This is a genomic window from Lacibacter sp. H407 (genome assembly GCF_037892605.1).
GTDB lineage: Bacteria > Bacteroidota > Bacteroidia > Chitinophagales > Chitinophagaceae > Lacibacter.
The window spans coordinates 2,388,612-2,406,139 of sequence record NZ_JBBKTU010000001.1; the positions used below are offsets into that span (position 1 = coordinate 2,388,612).

General features: G+C 40.8%; 11 protein-coding genes. 8 read left to right on the top strand and 3 right to left on the bottom strand.

Going from position 1 to position 17,528, the window contains the following annotated elements:
* Nucleotides 1–117: 117 nt before the first annotated feature.
* Nucleotides 118–1,353, bottom strand: coding sequence for an ROK family transcriptional regulator (locus tag WG989_RS10485; protein WP_340429279.1), 1,236 nt, complete (start codon nt 1,351–1,353; stop codon nt 118–120).
* A 168-nt stretch (nt 1,354–1,521) separates the two neighbouring features.
* On the opposite strand from WG989_RS10485, the gene WG989_RS10490 reads away from it, so the two are divergent.
* From WG989_RS10490 to WG989_RS10510, 5 genes are all read left to right on the top strand, one after another.
* A complete protein-coding gene (locus tag WG989_RS10490; RefSeq protein ID WP_340429280.1) occupies nt 1,522–2,712 on the top strand; it encodes a n-acyl-d-glucosamine 2-epimerase in 1,191 nt (396 codons plus the stop codon).
* A gap of 34 nt (nt 2,713–2,746) precedes the next feature.
* Nucleotides 2,747–4,654, top strand: a complete 1,908-nt coding sequence (locus WG989_RS10495; protein WP_340429282.1) for an FAD-dependent oxidoreductase — start codon at nt 2,747–2,749, stop codon at nt 4,652–4,654.
* A gap of 34 nt (nt 4,655–4,688) precedes the next feature.
* On the top strand, nt 4,689–7,724 hold the full coding sequence (locus WG989_RS10500) for a SusC/RagA family TonB-linked outer membrane protein (RefSeq protein ID WP_340429284.1): 3,036 nt from the start codon (nt 4,689–4,691) through the stop codon (nt 7,722–7,724).
* A 20-nt stretch (nt 7,725–7,744) separates the two neighbouring features.
* Complete coding sequence (locus WG989_RS10505; protein ID WP_340429286.1) at nt 7,745–9,526, top strand: RagB/SusD family nutrient uptake outer membrane protein; 1,782 nt, start codon at nt 7,745–7,747, stop codon at nt 9,524–9,526.
* A gap of 85 nt (nt 9,527–9,611) precedes the next feature.
* Nucleotides 9,612–11,030, top strand: a complete 1,419-nt coding sequence (locus WG989_RS10510; RefSeq protein ID WP_340429288.1) for a DUF5009 domain-containing protein — start codon at nt 9,612–9,614, stop codon at nt 11,028–11,030.
* Nucleotides 11,031–11,042: 12 nt separating this feature from the next.
* On the opposite strand, the gene WG989_RS10515 is transcribed toward WG989_RS10510, so the two are convergent.
* Together WG989_RS10515 and WG989_RS10520 are read right to left on the bottom strand one after the other, a co-directional pair.
* On the bottom strand, nt 11,043–13,199 hold the full coding sequence (locus tag WG989_RS10515) for a GH92 family glycosyl hydrolase (protein ID WP_340429290.1): 2,157 nt from the start codon (nt 13,197–13,199) through the stop codon (nt 11,043–11,045).
* A gap of 35 nt (nt 13,200–13,234) precedes the next feature.
* Nucleotides 13,235–14,419: a glycoside hydrolase family 10-like protein gene (locus WG989_RS10520; protein WP_340429292.1), complete on the bottom strand. Its 1,185-nt coding sequence runs from the start codon at nt 14,417–14,419 to the stop codon at nt 13,235–13,237.
* Between the two features lie 122 nt (nt 14,420–14,541).
* Here WG989_RS10520 and WG989_RS10525 point away from each other — a divergent pair, with 122 nt between their 5' ends.
* From WG989_RS10525 to WG989_RS10535, 3 genes are read left to right on the top strand one after another with little or no spacing between them, the layout of a single operon-like run.
* Nucleotides 14,542–15,837, top strand: coding sequence for an MFS transporter (locus WG989_RS10525; protein ID WP_340429294.1), 1,296 nt, complete (start codon nt 14,542–14,544; stop codon nt 15,835–15,837).
* Nucleotides 15,838–15,847: 10 nt separating this feature from the next.
* Nucleotides 15,848–16,525, top strand: a complete 678-nt coding sequence (locus WG989_RS10530; RefSeq protein WP_340429296.1) for a GDSL-type esterase/lipase family protein — start codon at nt 15,848–15,850, stop codon at nt 16,523–16,525.
* A gap of 1 nt (nt 16,526) precedes the next feature.
* Nucleotides 16,527–17,459: a DUF4434 domain-containing protein gene (locus tag WG989_RS10535; RefSeq protein ID WP_340429297.1), complete on the top strand. Its 933-nt coding sequence runs from the start codon at nt 16,527–16,529 to the stop codon at nt 17,457–17,459.
* Nucleotides 17,460–17,528: the final 69 nt, after the last annotated feature.

Sequence of the window (17,528 nt, forward strand, 5' to 3'; positions counted from 1 at the left end):
TTGTGGCAAACATGACTGATAAGAATCAATATCAAATGTTGATAATAATCAGTTGCTGCGAAATGAAGACTGTCAGTTAGGGGTGTGATGTATATCAGAAGCACGACTGATTTAAAACTAACTCTGTATTGATAAAATTTTATTCCTCGCTATCAAACAGCTGCCCATTACACCGGCCTTTTCGCCAAGCTTTGAGAGTTTTAATTGTGTATCGCTGTTTACTAAGCTTAGCGAATATTTATTAATGGCACTACGAATGGGTAAGCGTAAGTAATCACCCGTTTCAGATAAGGTACCGCCCAGAATTAATAACTCGGGATTAAAGATGTTGATGAGCATGGCCAAACCACGTCCGATTTTTTCGCCAATATCGGCCAGCAATTCAATGCTCAGCATATCTTCATTATTCGCTGCATGAATAATATTCAGCAGCGTGATATCTTCGATCTGTTTATTTTTTCGCAAGGCATTGGACGTAGAACCCTGTGCCATTTTTTCTTTGAAGTTGCGGATCAACGAAGCACCTGACGCTTCTGTTTCGAGGCAACCTTTTTTTCCGCAGTAACAAATGATCTGGTTATCAAAAAAAGGAATGTGACCAAACTCACCACTAAAACCCGACTTGCCATAATATACTTTTCCATCGATGAGAATACCCAAACCAATTCCGTAGTCCATATTCACAAACAATACATTTCGTTCGTTGTGTACTTCGCCACAACAAAATTCGCCGTATGCCATGGCTTTGGAATCGTTTTCAAGAAATGTGCGGATGCCGATCTCCCGTTCGATAATTATCGACAGCGGCTCTTCCTGGAAATGAAAATAACTGTAACTGTAACCGGTTGTATTGCTGATGCGGCCGGAAAGATTGATACCAATGCTAAGCACTTTATTTTCTTCCACCGGCAGGTCGGCAATAAATCCTTTGATGATGTCGAGCAGTTGTGTAAGCGATTCCTGTGTGTTCTCTAATTTATATGGAACTTTTTCAGTGATGGTTACCAGTTGTTTTTTAAAATCAAGTAACCCGAGGTTGATGTAGAATTTCTTGACATCCACCCCTACAAAAAAACAAGCGTCGGATACAAGGCCGTACATGCTGGCTCTTCGTCCACCGGTTGAATCTACTTTGCCATAATCCTTCACCAATCCATCTTCAATTAATTCATTCACAAGGCTGGTGGTTTTGGGCACGCTGATATTTAATTCCCGGCTCAGTTCGGTAATCGTGGTATTGCCGCCCTGGTCGAGAAAGTTGATCAATGAGCGTTTGAGTGCTTTGTTTTTATATGCAACCCCCGAGGCATTTTCATCGCTGAAGACCTCAAAAATCTGATGCTGTTCCGTCATTACAGTAGTTTATTTCGAAAAGTGTAGACTAATATAGGAGCTTTTAAAGAGAAAGGGGCGGAAATTTCTAAGTAAATAAAAAAATTAATTAAGTTTGTTCAATAAAGTAAATATTTTTCCTAAATTCGGTTTTCAAACAACAAAATCCTTACTAACTAAGGACGAACTATGCAACCAAAATCAGCTGCCATACTTTCTTTAGATACTGCTGCCTATGCTTCTTTGTACAGGAACGAGCTGGTATCGAATATTCTACCCTTTTGGCAAAACCACAGTAAAGATGAAGTAAATGGTGGTTTTTTTACCTGTCTCGATCGTGCCGGAAATGTGTACGATACCGATAAGTTTATGTGGCTTCAGGGACGTGAAGTTTGGTGTTTCAGTTATATGTACAAACATGTTGAGCAGAAAAAAGAATGGCTCGATATGGCTTTGCATGGTGCCCGTTTTATGCAGCAGCACGGCAGAGATGAAGAGGGCAACTGGTATTTTTCTGTAACTGCTGATGGCAAACCATTGGTTCAACCCTATAATATTTTCAGTGATTGTTTTGCAACGATGGCATTTGCTGCGTTGGATAAGATCAACCCCAGCGATGAGTGGAAGAAGATTGCGGTTGATACGTTTGAGAATATTATCCGCCGTCGGCATAACTGGAAAGGAACCTACAGCAAAGCTTATCCAGGCACACGTCCGCTTAAGAATTTTGCGTTACCGATGATCCTTTGCAACCTCTCATTAGAACTCGAACATATTCTTGGCAGCGATCGTGTAAATGAATTTGTTCCGGAAGTGATCCATGAAGTGATGGATGTTTTTTATCAGCCTGAACATGGATTGATCCTTGAAAATGTAAACCCCGATGGAAGTTTCAATAACAGTTTTGAAGGTCGTCTGTTGAACCCGGGTCATGCGATTGAATCAACCTGGTTCATTATGGATCTTGCCAAACGTATGAATGATCGTGCATTGATCGATAAAGCGGTCGCTATTTTATTAACTACACTTGAATACGGATGGGATAAAGAATACGAAGGCATATTTTATTTCATGGATATAAAAGGTACGCCGCCCCAACAATTAGAGTGGGATCAAAAATTATGGTGGGTACATGTGGAAGCATTGGTGGCATTGGCAAAAGCTTATGCATTAACAGGGAATGAACAATGTGCTGTTTGGTTTGAACGGATACATAATTACACATGGAAGCATTTCAGAGATGAGGAATACGGTGAATGGTTTGGTTACTTAAACCGGAGAGGTGAGGTGCTGTTATCATTAAAAGGAGGAAAGTGGAAAGGATGTTTTCATATTCCACGGGCGCTTTACCAGGTAGCCACCACGTTTGAAGCCATTTAAAAAACGATTACATAACGATTGCTAAACTGCTGATTTGAAGACTGCATATTTATATTATTCTATTGTTGTTCTGTTGCTGGTAAGTGGTTGCACTGCTCCTGCAGAGAAAGGCATTTACACAGATGTACTTGTGGTGGGTGGTGGAACTTCCGGTACCGCTGCCGGTATACAAAGTGCAAGACTTGGTGTAAAAACAATCATTGCAGAAGAAACAACATGGCTTGGTGGAATGATCTCATCGGCAGGTGTTTCTGCATTTGATGGTAACCACAATATGCCATCGGGCATTTGGGCCGAGTTCAGGGAAAAAATTTACCAGGTATACGGCGGGCCGAAAGCCGTTGAAACAGGTTGGGTAAGTAACACGCTGTTTGAACCTCATGTGGCTGATAGTATTTTCAAACAAATGGCTGCAGCAGAGAAACAACTTTCTGTGATGCATCAGTTACGTTTTGTAAAAGCGATTACAACAGGCACAACCATTACCGGTGCAACATTCATCGACATAAAAACAGGAGATACAGTAACCATACATGCCAAACACATCATCGATGCAACAGAGTTAGGTGATGTAATGGCCAGTGCATCGGTTCCGTTTGATGTAGGGATGGAAGCAGATAGTGTTACCAATGAAAACGTGGGGGTACCTGCAAGCAATGATATTATACAAGATATTACATACACCGCTATTCTTAAAGATTATGGGAGCGGAGCAGATTGTACCCTGGTAAAACCGGCGAACTACGATCCGATGGAATTTGATGGTTGCTGCAATGAGTTTTGCAGTGATCCAAAAAAACTGGCGTCGAATGTTACAGCAGCACAACTGCTTGATTATGGTAAACTGCCCAATGACAAATACATGATCAACTGGCCGGGTAAAGGAAATGATATTTACCTGAATCTGATTCCGCTTACTCATGAGCAACGTCAACTGGAAATAATAAAGGCAAAAGAAAAAACAATCCGGTTTGTATATTTTCTGCAAACACAATTTGGATTTAAACATCTTGATTTTGCAACAAATGAATTTCCAACAACTGATCAGTTACCGTTAATTCCTTATCATCGTGAAGGAAGAAGAATGCAAGGCATCGTACGGTTTAAAGTGCAACATATTGCAGAACCATTCAATCAAGCACAGGCATTGTACCGCACAGGTGTTTCCGTTGGTGATTATCCCATTGATCATCATCACCGGGAAAATACCAATGCACCACAGCATTTAAATTTTTACCCCGTTCCATCATACAATATCCCATTAGGAGCTTTGATTCCTCAACAACACAACGGTTTACTGGTTACGGAAAAAGGTATTAGTGTAAGCAACATTGTGAACGGTACTACACGATTGCAACCTGTTGTATTATTAACAGGACAGGCTGCAGGCGCATTGGCTGCTTTAAGTGTGCAACAGCAAAAACAGGCACATGAAATTTCTGTGCGTACAGTACAGGAAGTATTGCTGAATGCGAGAGCTTACATCATGCCATACTTTGATGTGCGTGCAGATCACAAATATTTTGCTGCGGTACAGCGGATTGGTGCTACCGGAATTTTAAAAGGAAAAGGCGAGCCGTTTAAATGGGCCAACCGTACATGGTTCTATCCCGATTCTACCATTGCTGCTGCAACATTCATCAACGATTATAAAGAATTCGCTAACGTTAAACTTACTTCATCAACTGTAACTATTGCAGATGCTGTAACCATACTTGCAACAACTGCCCAACAATATCCTGCACTTCAGAAAAATACAAACTGGAATTTTTCGGAGATAAACGAATTGCAACAACAGCTCGCCACAAAATGGAGTAGCTGGGGTTTTACAAATTTCGATCCGCAACGAAACATTACACGTCTTGAACTGGCCGTGTTGCTCGATGCTGTTATCAATCCATTTCAATTGAAAGAAGTTGACCACGAGGGTCATTATAAATGATATACAATCATCACTAACAAACTAAAACTTGATTATGAAAAAGCGAATGCTCATGCTGTTGATGATTCTTTCTTCGGTTCTGTATGTTTCAGCACAGGAACTACGGGTAACAGGTACTGTTACCAATACTACAGGTGCTGCGGCCGAAGGAGTTTCAGTTACAGTGAAAGGAGGCAAACGAGGAACAGTTACCGGATCGAACGGTAGCTTCTCAATTACAGCAAACAAAGGAGATGCATTGGTTTTCTCCGGCATTGGTTACGTGGCAAAAGAAGTAACCGTTGACGATGCTGTCGTAAATGTTTCACTCGAGTCTGCAGCCGGTAACTTAGGTGAAGTGGTTGTGGTAGGTTATGGTACACAACGTCGGTCAAATATTACCAGTGCTGTAGCAACGGTTAAAGGTGATCAGTTGATCAAACGTCCTATTGCTTCTACATCAATGGCATTACAAGGCTTTGCACCAGGTGTGGTAATTCAGCAAGGTTCCGGTCAGCCGGGTGCTGATGGTGGTGCTATTAATATCCGTGGTATTGGTTCTATTACCGGCAGCAGCAGTCCGCTCATTATTGTAGATGGTGTGGAAGGTGTAAGTATCAATGATGTGGATCCGAATATTATTGAAAGTGTATCTATTTTAAAAGATGCCGCTTCAACTGCTGTGTATGGTGTGCGTGGAACGAATGGTGTGATACTGATCAAAACAAAAAGAGGACAATCGGGTAAAACATCCATTGCCTACAATGGATTTGTAAGCCAGCAAACGCCTACTAATTTTCCGAATTTGTTATCGAGTGTAGATCATATGATACTCGAGAATGAGTATAGTACCAACGCAGGTGGTCCGGTGATTCATAGCGATGCAAAAATCAATACGTATCGTACAACAGCTGCCGATAATTTGAATGTATTTGATACTGATTGGAAGGATCTCATTTTCCAGAATTCCGGTTTAATGCAGAACCATAACATCATTATCAATGGCGGATCAGATAAAGCAAGCTTCCTTGTATCAGGAACCTATTTAAATCAACAAGGGTTGGTTGTAAATAACAGCTTTAAAAAGTATGATCTGCGTTTAAATGGTGACATCAATCTTACAAAGAAGATCAAATTCACAACGGATCTGTTTTATACAAAATCAACAAACGTTCAACCGGGCGGAATGTCGCCCAATGAAATTATTCAACGGGGTATTTCCATGGCACGTTTATGGCCGGCGAAATTTGGCAATGAACAATACGGCGATGCTGGCCAGTCAAACAGGATTAATCCCGTTGGTGCAGCCGAATCTTCCGGTTTTAACCATGCTGAAACGCCCACATTGTCTGTACGGTTTGGATTAAGTGCTGAGTTGTTTAAAAACTTTGTGATCGATGCATCGTACAATGCAAGAACATCTGCTACAGAAGCGTATGTTGCAAGAGGCTCGTATGATGTGTACAATCCAAACCCGGCAACAAATTCCTATTTATTGGCACAGGTTATTGGCGATTCAGCTCTTAATTATACTAACCGACGCAACATCACCAATCAGTATAATATTTCCGGAACCTATTCATATAATCTGAAGCAGGATCATCAATTTAAACTGCAAGGTGGTTTTCAGGCGTTGGATAATCGGGTAACAGCTGTTACTGCCGGTCGTCAGGGTTTACCTGATCCCAATCGTCCATATTTAAATCTTGCATCACCATCACAACAAACGTCGGGCGGTTCTGCTACAGATTATTCGTTGGTTGGTTTCTTTGGCCGATTTAATTACAGCTATGCACAAAAGTATTTGTTAGAAGTAACCGGCCGTTACGATGGTTCATCACGGTTTAGCCAGATCTTAAATAAACAGTGGGGCTTCTTCCCGGGTGTATCTGCAGGTTGGGTTATTTCGAGAGAGAATTTTATGGAGGATGTATCCTTTATTGATTTTGCAAAACTACGTGTATCGTATGGCGAAACCGGTAATCAGGAAGTGGGCGATAACTATCCGTTTGTTTCAACTATTAATGCAGGTACTGCTTATTATTTCAATAATGTTTTAAACGGTGGCTCTTCGTTGGGAAATATTCCGAATGAAGCCATTTCATGGGAAACGTCCAAACAAAGCAATATCGGTATAGATCTTACTGTATTAAAAAACAGATTGAATGTTACGTTTGATGTGTATCAAAAAAGGGTTGAAGATAATCTGATCGATTTTCCTGTTTCCCTCGCACAGGGCTATACCAACTTATCAACGATACCGAGAAATGCAGCAACGTTTGTCAACAATGGTTGGGAGTTCTCTGCAACTTATCGTGATAAGATCGGTAAGTTTAATTACAGCATTACCGGTAATCTTTCTGATGTAAGAACAAAAACCATTGATACAAAAGGCCGTGATATCATCAGTGGAAATCAGGTTACACGTGAAGGTTATCCACTGTTTGCCTACTTTGTTTTTTTAACAGATGGCTTGTATCAGCAGGGCGATAATTTCACCAGCCCTTCAAACAGCACACGCACAACAGGTGCAGGTGATGTAAAGTATATTGATACCAACAAAGATGGTGTGATCAATGCAGACGACAGGGTTTTAATTGGTAACAATTTCCCACGTTATGATTACAGTTTGAATTTGAATGCAGATTACAAAGGTTTTGATCTGAATATTTTCCTCTTTGGTGTTGGAAAACGTGACAACTATATTTCTGGGGTAGCGGTGCAACCGTTCAATGCAGGTAACTGGTTTGCTTCAGGTCTTGAATCTGCACTCGACAGATGGACTCCTTCTAACACTGATGCAAAATATCCACGTTTGTACAATGGAGGTAACGGGAATTATGTTTCATCTAACTATTGGTTGCGTAACGGTGCATTTATGCGGGTAAAGCATATTACACTTGGTTATACACTCGCCAGAGCAATTTCTGAAAAATTAAAAATTCAGCAGCTGCGTGTGTATATAAATACTGTGAATCCGTTTACGTTCTCGAATTACGAACCGGGTTTCGATCCTGAGATCAGTAACGCCAATGGTTCTTTTTATCCCATTATGCGTACTACAACTGTTGGTATAAACCTGAAATTCTAACGCTGAAAAAAAATAAGTTTATGAAACATATTAATATAACCAGAGTTGCCTTGTTTTTATTTTTTGCAGTTACGCTGGGTTCCTGCAAAAAGTATCTCGACCGAAATCCGCTCTCAGCCAATTCACAGGCAGATTTTTATAACGATGCTGCACAAGTGCAGCAGGCATTGACTGGTGTTTACAATGCCATTGGTGCTCGTACAATCAGTCCCGGCTATAGCAATCCCACTACCTACTATGCAAAATTTGATCTGTTTACAGAAATTGGCATGGAGCGTGGGCTTTCAGGTACCATCGCATCTGGTGCATATGATGCAACCAATGGGACCGTTGCTGAAATATGGGGCGGCTTCTTTCAGGTAGTACAGCGTGCAAATAATCTGTTGCTGTATATGACAAAGGCAGAATCTGTAATGGATCCTGCAGAATACAGAAGAGTGGTTGCTGAAGCAAAAGTATTACGTGCAATGGCGTATTGGCATCTCATTTCTTTCTTTGGTGATGTTCCTTTCTTTACCAGACCGCCGGCCAATCAGCAGGAGTTATTTGAATTTGTAAGAACGGATAAAAAGGTGATCATTGATTTTCTCTTGACCGATCTTGAGTCAGCTGCAAATGATCTCGATTGGAATCCTACGCAGGCAGGCAGAGTAAGTAAAGGCGTTGCAAAAGGTATTGCTGCACGATTGGCGATGTTGGATAAGAATTATAACTACGCAGCAACTATTACGGATGACATTATTACAAACGGCGGATATGGATTGAATCCTGTATTTCAAAATCTGTTTCGTAAAGCAGGACAAACGGTGAATGTAAACAAGGAGATCATGTTCTACTACCCGTATGGTGATGCAGATGCAGGTTCGTTTAATTATTTAAACCTGGTGCAGGGTTCACGTAATAATGGTGGGCAGTCAAGCCATTTCCCCACGCAGTTTTTAGTTGATCTGTTTGAGTGCAGAGACGGAAAAAATATTGCTGAGTCACCATTGTACAATCCTGCAAAGCCCAATGCAAACAGAGATCCACGTATGGTGCAAACGGTTACAGTTCCCGGCGATACATTAGTGGTGCAGGGCTTTACCAGTATCATTTTCGATTTTTACAGTCGTTATATCAAGCGTTATAATCCTACTACACAAGTAGTGGATTTTCCACTCACTGTGAATCAGGATAGTGCCAATATTTTTGGTCCACGTGTAAATGGTTTAGGTAATTTATGGAAAAAGTATTTACAGGACCGGGATATCAATGGAACGGCCGGAAACTTTTACAAAGTTGGTTGGGTGTATATGCGCTTTGCAGAAATATTATTGATCAATGCAGAAGCACATCTTGAAAAAGGATCGCCCGCAGCAACTGTGGCTACTTCTGTAAACAAGGTGAGAGCAAGAGCCGGTATGCCGAATGTTGCGGCTGATGTGTTGGCAGATGTAAATAAACTACGTCAATTGGTTCGCAGAGAAAAAACAGTAGAGCTTGCAAACGAAGGCTTGCATCTTCCTGATATGCGGAGATGGGATAACGGAGCGTATGCTGCTAAGGTAATGCCACTCCAAATGTATGGTGAACCAAATTCGCCTGTAACATTTACGCCTGGTGTTGGATTGGAATTTGTAAATCCTGCCCCTGTGCCAACATTTGATCCGGTTTACAATGTACCCATTGCATGGCCTAATGGTGATGCAACACGTTTGAAAAGAGAATTACGTGTATTCAGAACGCCGCAACATTTATTATGTCCAATACCACGTGGCGAAATAGATAAAGTACCGGCATTAACACAGAATACCGATTGGTAGTCAGTTTTAGTTTAGGGTCGGGCGCTGCTGTGGAGCAGCGCCCTTTTTTATAAGTTGATTTTTATGTAACAGTAAAATCTGATTCATGCAACAACGAAACGAAAGCCTGGATGCACTTCGTGGCTTTGCCATATTAACGATGGTGTTAAGCGGTGCAATTGCATATGGGAATGTATTACCTGCATGGATGTTTCATGCACAGGTGCCGCCACCGTTGCACAAGTTCGATCCATCGATTCCGGGCATTACATGGGTTGATCTTGTGTTTCCTTTTTTTCTGTTTAGTATGGGTGCTGCTATTCCGTTGTCGTTGAAAAAGCAGCTGGAAGCGAAGAAAGGATTTTTGATTGTGTTGTGGATAGCGTTCAAACGTTTTTTATTGCTGGCCTTCTTTGCTTTGTTTACACAGCACATGAAAGCATGGGTTATTGCTGAACAACCAACGGCAGCCGATCATTTGCTGTCGATGCTGGCATTTGCATTATTGTTCTTACAGTTCTATACCAGCAAAAATGAAAAGTTGAAAAACGTTTTTCTTCTCATGAAAGTCATTGCTTTTTCGGCCGCTGTATTTTTGTTGTGGAAATTGCCTTTCTGGAGTGGAAAGGGCTTTGATTTTTATAAAAGCGATATCATCATTTTAGTATTGGCAAATATGGCGTTGTTCGGAACAATTATTTATTACGTGACTTCTGATAAACCACTTTTACGCATCGGAATAATGCCTTTTTTAATGGCGGTATTTCTCGCTGCAAAAGAACCGACCAATAGTTGGGCAAAAGAGTTGTTTGAGTTTTCAGCAATTGGCGGATGGAAGTTTGACTGGTTGTACAAATTTTACTTTCTGAAATATCTGTTCATTATTATTCCCGGAACCTTTGCCGGTGAATTGATGCTTAGAAATAGGAAGCAGGAAAAGTCTGATGTGGATAAACCTGTTAGCACAACAACAGAAAATATACTTGCGATTACCGGAGTTGTTTTGGTGCTGTTGAGTTTGTACGGATTGTTTACACGATTATTATTACTAAATCTGATTACGACGGCCTCATTTTGTATGATCGGATTTTATGTTGTACGACATGTATCAACTACAAATCTTTACAAGCAACTCTTGCATGCGGGTACATACCTATTGCTGTTGGGTTTATTCTTTGAATCCTATGAAGGAGGAATTAAAAAAGATCCTTCTACGTACAGCTATTATTTTGTAACAAGCGGTCTTGCTTTTTTTAGTCTGATCAGTTTTTCAGTGATGAGTAAGCGGCGATTCTTTTCTTCAATAACAAACTATCTTGCCCTGAATGGAAAAAATCCAATGGTTGCTTATGTAGCAGGTAATTTATTGCTGCTGCCTTTACTGCAGCTCACGCAAACAAAACAGTATTGGGATGCAATGAATCAGAATTTCTTTATGGGGTTGATGAAAGGCGTTCTGTTTACGGCAGTGGTGTCGCTCATCACCATCTTTTTTGTGAAGCGGAACTGGTTTTGGAAAACGTAATTGAAAAACCAGTTAATCATTTACGAATAGTTCAAGTGTGCCACCATTCATTACTTGTTGATGCGTAATGGAACGAACTGGTAATTCTTTTCCATTCAGTTTTACACGTTCAATACCACTTTCTTTTTTTTCTTTGCTTCGAGTAACGTTGATCTGTAATTCTTTTTGATTCGGTAACTGAATCGTTGCTTTGTTGATGAGCGGATAGCCAAACAGATATTCTCCGCTTGCTGGATTCATGGGATACATGCCAAGACATGTCCAGATATACCAGGCACTCATTTGTCCGCAATCATCATTGCCAATTAAACCATCAGGTCCGGTTTTATACATACTGTCTGCAACAACTTTGATCCATTTTGCTGCTTTTGCCGGTTGTCCCAATGCTGTGTACATATAAATGATATGATGGCTTGGTTCATTACCATGTGCATACTGACCGATCAAGCCCGTAACATCAGCCGACGTATTTTCACCATGTAACTCAGATGGAGCTGTAAACAACTGATCCAGTTTTGCAATGAGTTTTTCTTTGCCGCCAAACAGTTGTGCAAAACCACTTACATCATGTGGTACAAAAAAACTATGCTGCCAGGCAGTGCCTTCAATATATTGTCCTTCAAAACCATGTTCACTTAACAACGGATCAAACGGTTCAACAAACTTTCCCTTACTGTCTTTGCTGCGCATGAAACCGGTTTGCGCATCAAACAGTTTTTTATAACTCATGGCACGTTGCATAAAGAGATTGTAATCATCCATTTTGCCAAGCTTCTTTGCTACTTGTGCAATACACCAATCGTCGAACGCATATTCCAATGTAATGGTTACACTCCAGCCATGTTTATCCTGTGGTAAGTAACCGTATTGAATATATTCCGGCGTTCCTCTCTGGTTTTGAAAAGCACTTTTGCGCATGGCTTCATAAGCCAGATTGTAATCAAATCCTTTGATGTCTTTCAATATCGCATCTGCAATAATCGGCACACTGTGGTAGCCGGTCATCGTATTCGCTTCCCATGTGCTGAGATCCCACACAGGTAACAGCCCATTGTCTTCATACAACTGCAGCATGCTGTTGATCATATCGGGCAGGCGTTCCTGTTGCGTGATGGTGAATAAAGGATTCAATGCCCGGAATACATCCCATTGTGAAAAAACGGTGTACTTGTTTTTTCCTTTTGTGAACTTCAGTTGTTTGTTATCGTGTGTTTGATATGCACCATCGACGTCACTATGCACCACGGGAGCCATACAGGTACGGTAAAGCGATGTGTAAAATTTTGTTGCCAGTTCTTTATCATCAGTATTGATACGGATCTTCTGTAATTCTTTTTCCCACAACTCATTTGCAGCCGTGCTTACTTCTTCAAATGTTTGTTCAGTTGCTTTCTTTACTTCAGCCAATGCTTTTTCTGTGCTCACAGAACTGATGGATACTTTTACCAGCAACGGTTCATTGGTTGCAAACTTCAATGCAAGTTTCACCAGCTTACCTTCAGCTGTTTGATTGTTCCTTGTTGAATCATCAATAAACAAATGCTGTTTTATGGGCGATGAGAAAGTTGCAGCGAAATAAACTTTTTGTCCTTTAGCCCATCCTGTACTGTAACGATATCCTGCTATTGTAGAATCGTTCAGCAGTTGCAAAATACCGGCTGTGCTTGCGTCCCAGTTAATACGGAAGCCCATATCAAATCGCAGCCAACCCTCTTTACCGGGAAATGTATAGCGATGAAAACCTGTGCGTTCTGTTGCGGTTAATTCAGCATTGATGCCATTATCCAATTGCACACGATAATAGCCCGGCTTTGCAGATTCGTTTGTATGCGAAAATGGTAATTTGATCTTTTCGTTTCTGATCGCAGTTGTATCTGTTAATGGCAACACAGAAATATCGCACCAATCGCCAATACCTGTACCGCTTAAATGTGTATGACTGAATCCTGCAATGGTTTTACTGCTGTAATGATAACCGGCACACCAATCCCAACCTTCATCACCATTATCAGGACTTAACTGCACCATACCAAACGGAACTGTTGCACCGGGGTACACATGCCCATGCCCGCCTGTGCCAAGAAAAGGATCAACAAACGATGTGAGTTGTGGTGAAGGTTGATTACATGATAATCCAAGCAATGCAATTGCAACTGATATGTATCTCATTCAGCGTTATTAAAATAATTGAAATAGACGATCCATTATTTAATGTAAGGATATTGCAGTTGAAACCAGTTGATCTGATCTTTTATTCCTTCATAAAAGAAAAAGCATTCGCCTTTAAAACCATTGTTACGGTTTGTCTGGATCATTTGGTTCAACAGCGAAACAGAAGTTACATTGTTGCCCACTTTCAGCAACACGCCCGGATAAAAAGCTACTGCCGGATTTTTATAATATCCTTTCTGTTGTGCAATGGTTCCATTGTAAGCAGCAATATCGTAGCGGTAACATTGTGGTAAAATAGCATCAACCCAACCGCTGTCAACCCATGTTGGCCAATCCTGCAGGTATTCATCTCTGCCCCATGGAAAAGGACTGGGCGACATGGTGAGCATTACATTTGGTTTTACTGCTTTCACTTCATTGCGCAGTTTTTTCATAAACGCATTTAATTTCTTTGCCCGCCAATCGAGCCAAAACGCATCTCTGTAATTCACAGGTGGATCAAATCCATTTTCTGTTTTAAACATGTTAACGGTATATGCATCGTAACCACCGGTTGATGGAAGCGCCGGCAAACGATCATCACCCTGCACTCCATCAATTTCATAATTCGTTACTACTTCTTTAAACAGGCTGATCATATAATTTTGCACTTCCGGATCAAATGCATTGAGCCAATCAAAACCATTCTTCACTAATAACTTTCCATCAATATCACGCCCTGCCCAGTTTGGCTTTGCCGCAATAATATCGCCGCCATTTGCAGAATAAGAAGAGGAGAAGCCATACTCAAACCATGCATGTACTTTGATGCCTTCCAGTTTTGCTTCTTCGATCATTTCCTTTAACGGATCTCTGCCTGCAAACCGTTCCATAATGGGTTTGCCGATGAGATTGTTCATGATAGCGCTGGGATAAATAGTTCGTCCATTATTATAGGTAACAATAAAGATGTTGTTGATGCCTGCTTTCTTGCAGTTTTGAACAGTTAGTTTTATGTTGTCTCTTGAATCCAACGCAGTACTTGCCACGTTGGTTACCCAAACACCGCGTAATGCATTCGGGTCCCACACGGGTGGTTGCGGAGTGATTGGTCCGGGGTTGGTAGGAGTGTTGGTTCCGCCGCCGTCATTTTTTTTACAGGCACTCAAATTTGTCAATAAGATCAGACAAAAAACAAGCTTCGTGAAAAAGCGGAATTGCAAAGCGGCAGCAAGCATGAAAAAATTATTTTAGTTTTATTTATCGAACTTAATTAAAAAATATTATAAATTCACAAAAAGTTATTAAAAAATTTTAATTAAGCCTTTCTGCTGATGAGGCTGTACTAAACCAACCGATTGTGCCGCAACAAACAACCAAGCAACGCCACCCCGCCACATGGATTCCAAGTACCTGGTTTGCAATGGGTTTACCTTTTGTTGCGCTGGCTACTGCTACATCGATCATGTATAAGAATATGGGCATTTCCGATGGCAAGATCGCTTTCTGGACCTCGCTCATCATGTTGCCATGGACCATCAAACCACTTTGGGGGCCTTTCCTGGAGATGTTTAAAACAAAGAAGTTTTTTGTGTATTCAACACAGATCACCACTGGTGCATTGTTTGGCCTCGCTGCCTTATCGTTACATGCCGATTATTTTTTCAGCATTTCGATCACCGTTTTTTTCATCATCGCCATCAGCGGATCAACGCATGATACGGCTGCCGATGGTGTTTATTTAAATGAACTTACACCAAAAGTGCAGGCACAGTATGTTGGCTGGCAAGGTGCGTTCTATAATATTGCCAAAGTATTTTCAGGTGGCTTATTGGTTTATCTCGCAGGCGAATTAGAAAAATCAAATGGCGTTGTTAATGCATGGACGGTAGTATTGCTGATGTATGCTGTTGTGATGATCCTCCTTGGCATTTATAACAAAGCGATGTTGCCGCAGGGAGGCAAGTCGGCTGAAGTGCATTCTGTAAAAGAAGGATTTGCTACGTTGAAAGATGTGATCATTACATTTTTTCAAAAGAAAAATATTTGGTACAGCTTATGTTTTATTGTGCTGTATCGTTTTGCAGAGGGACAAGCTATTAAGATCACGCCATTGTTTTTTAAAGCAGCACGAGCCGATGGTGGATTAGGATTATCAACATCGCAGGTAGGTGTATTATATGGTGTGTTTGGTGCCATTGCATTTGTGTTAGGTTCCATAGCGGCCGGTTATTTTGTATCGAACAAAGGTTTAACACGCCGCACATTGCTGATCCTTTGCGCTTTTTTTAATATACCATTTGCTGCCTATGCTTATCTCGCCATTACACTGCCGGTGAATGTGTACATCATCGGTTCGGCTGTTGCCATTGAGTATTTTGGATATGGGTTTGGTTTTGTTGGATTGATTTTATTCATCATGCAGCAGATTGCTCCCGGCAAATACAAAATGGCGCATTATGCATTTGGCAGTGGCTTGATGAGTCTTGGTTTTTTACTCCCTTCAATGGTGAGTGGTTATGTGAGCGACTGGCTGGGTTATAAAGAATTTTTCATCTGGGTATTAGTTTCAACCATACCGGCTTTTCTTGTTACATGGCTGGTGCCGTTGCAGAAATTTGAAGAGGAAACGAAAGCAGAACAAGTGACAACTTAATTACAAGATAATGCACAAACGAAGTTTATGGATGTTGTTGTTTGTTGTATGTTTTCAATTACTGAAAGCACAGGCAACTTATGATTCGTCTTTTCGCTTCTATTATTACGATCAGAAGCTGAGTATGTTTGAACAGATGCCTACACCTAAGAACGTAATTGTTTGGTTGGGTGATAGTATTACAGATGGTGGTGAATGGAGCGAATTATTTCCGGAATACAATACAATGAACCGTGGCATCAGTTCTGATAATACGTTTGGTGTGCTGAACAGGTTATATGAAGTAGTGAAGCGAAAACCCCGGAAGGTCTTTTTGCTGATTGGTATCAATGACATCGCAAGAGGAGTTCCTGATGAAGTGATTCTTCGTAATTATAGTAAGATCGTTGACAGTATTCAACTGCAATCACCTTTCACCAAACTTTACATACAGAGTTTATTACCCACCAATAACAGTTTTACACAGTTTAAAAATCATCAGAATAAAACAGAATATGTGTTAAGGGTGAACGAAGGATTGAAAAAGCTTTGTGTTGAAAAGAAGATCACCTACATCAATCTGTACGATGCATTTTTAAATACGGATGGTAAACTCAATGAAAGATTTACCAACGATGGCTTGCATTTAACAGGTGAAGGATATCGCCATTGGAAACAACTATTGATCAACGGAAAATATCTCAAGTAAGATGCTTATAACAGGAACATTTATCGACGAGATTAGCCATGATATTCCCCACCAAAACTGGGGAGCTGCTGAATGGGAAAAAGATTTTCAGCATATGAAAGCAGCGGGTATTGATACCGTTATTCTTATTCGCAGCGGTTACCGTCGGTTTCTTACTTATCCGTCAAGTTATCTGATACAGAAACATGGTTGCTTTGCGCCCCCTGTTGATCTGGTGGGATTGTATTTAACCTTGGCAGATAAATACAACATGCAATTCTATTTTGGTTTGTACGACAGCGGAATTTATTGGGATACCGGAGATCTTACACATGAAATTGATGATAACAAATTTGTGATCGATGAAGTGTGGAAGAAGTATGGTCATCATCCATCGTTTAAAGGTTGGTATTTAAGTATGGAGATCAGTCGTAAAACAAAAGGTGCAACGGAAGCTTTCCGCACATTGGGTTTACAATGCAAGCAGGTGAGTGGAGGATTGCCCACGTTTATTTCTCCATGGATCGATGGTAAGAAAGCGGTGATGGCTGCAAGCAGTTCCATTACAAAAGAAGATGCTGTTTCATTAGAAGAACATGAAAAGGAGTGGAATGAAATTTTTGATGGCATCAAAGGTGCCGTTGATGCAGTGGCTTTCCAGGATGGACATATTGACTACAGTGAGCTGGAAGATTTTTTTCGCATCAATAAAAAATTAGCTGACAAACATGGTATGCAATGCTGGACCAATGCTGAAACATTTGACCGTGATATGCCCATTAAGTTTTTGCCCATCAAGTTTGAAAAACTGAAATTAAAGTTAGATGCAGCAAGGCGTGCAGGCTATGATAAAGCCATCACGTTTGAGTTTTCACATTTTATGAGCCCGCAATCGGCCTACATTCAGGCGCATCATTTATACAACCGTTATTTAGAATACAAGTCAACTTTTTAACTCATCTGCAGTCGGTCATCTACCAGTCCTGAGACTGTGGAATGATAAGGTGACCGACAGGCTATCATC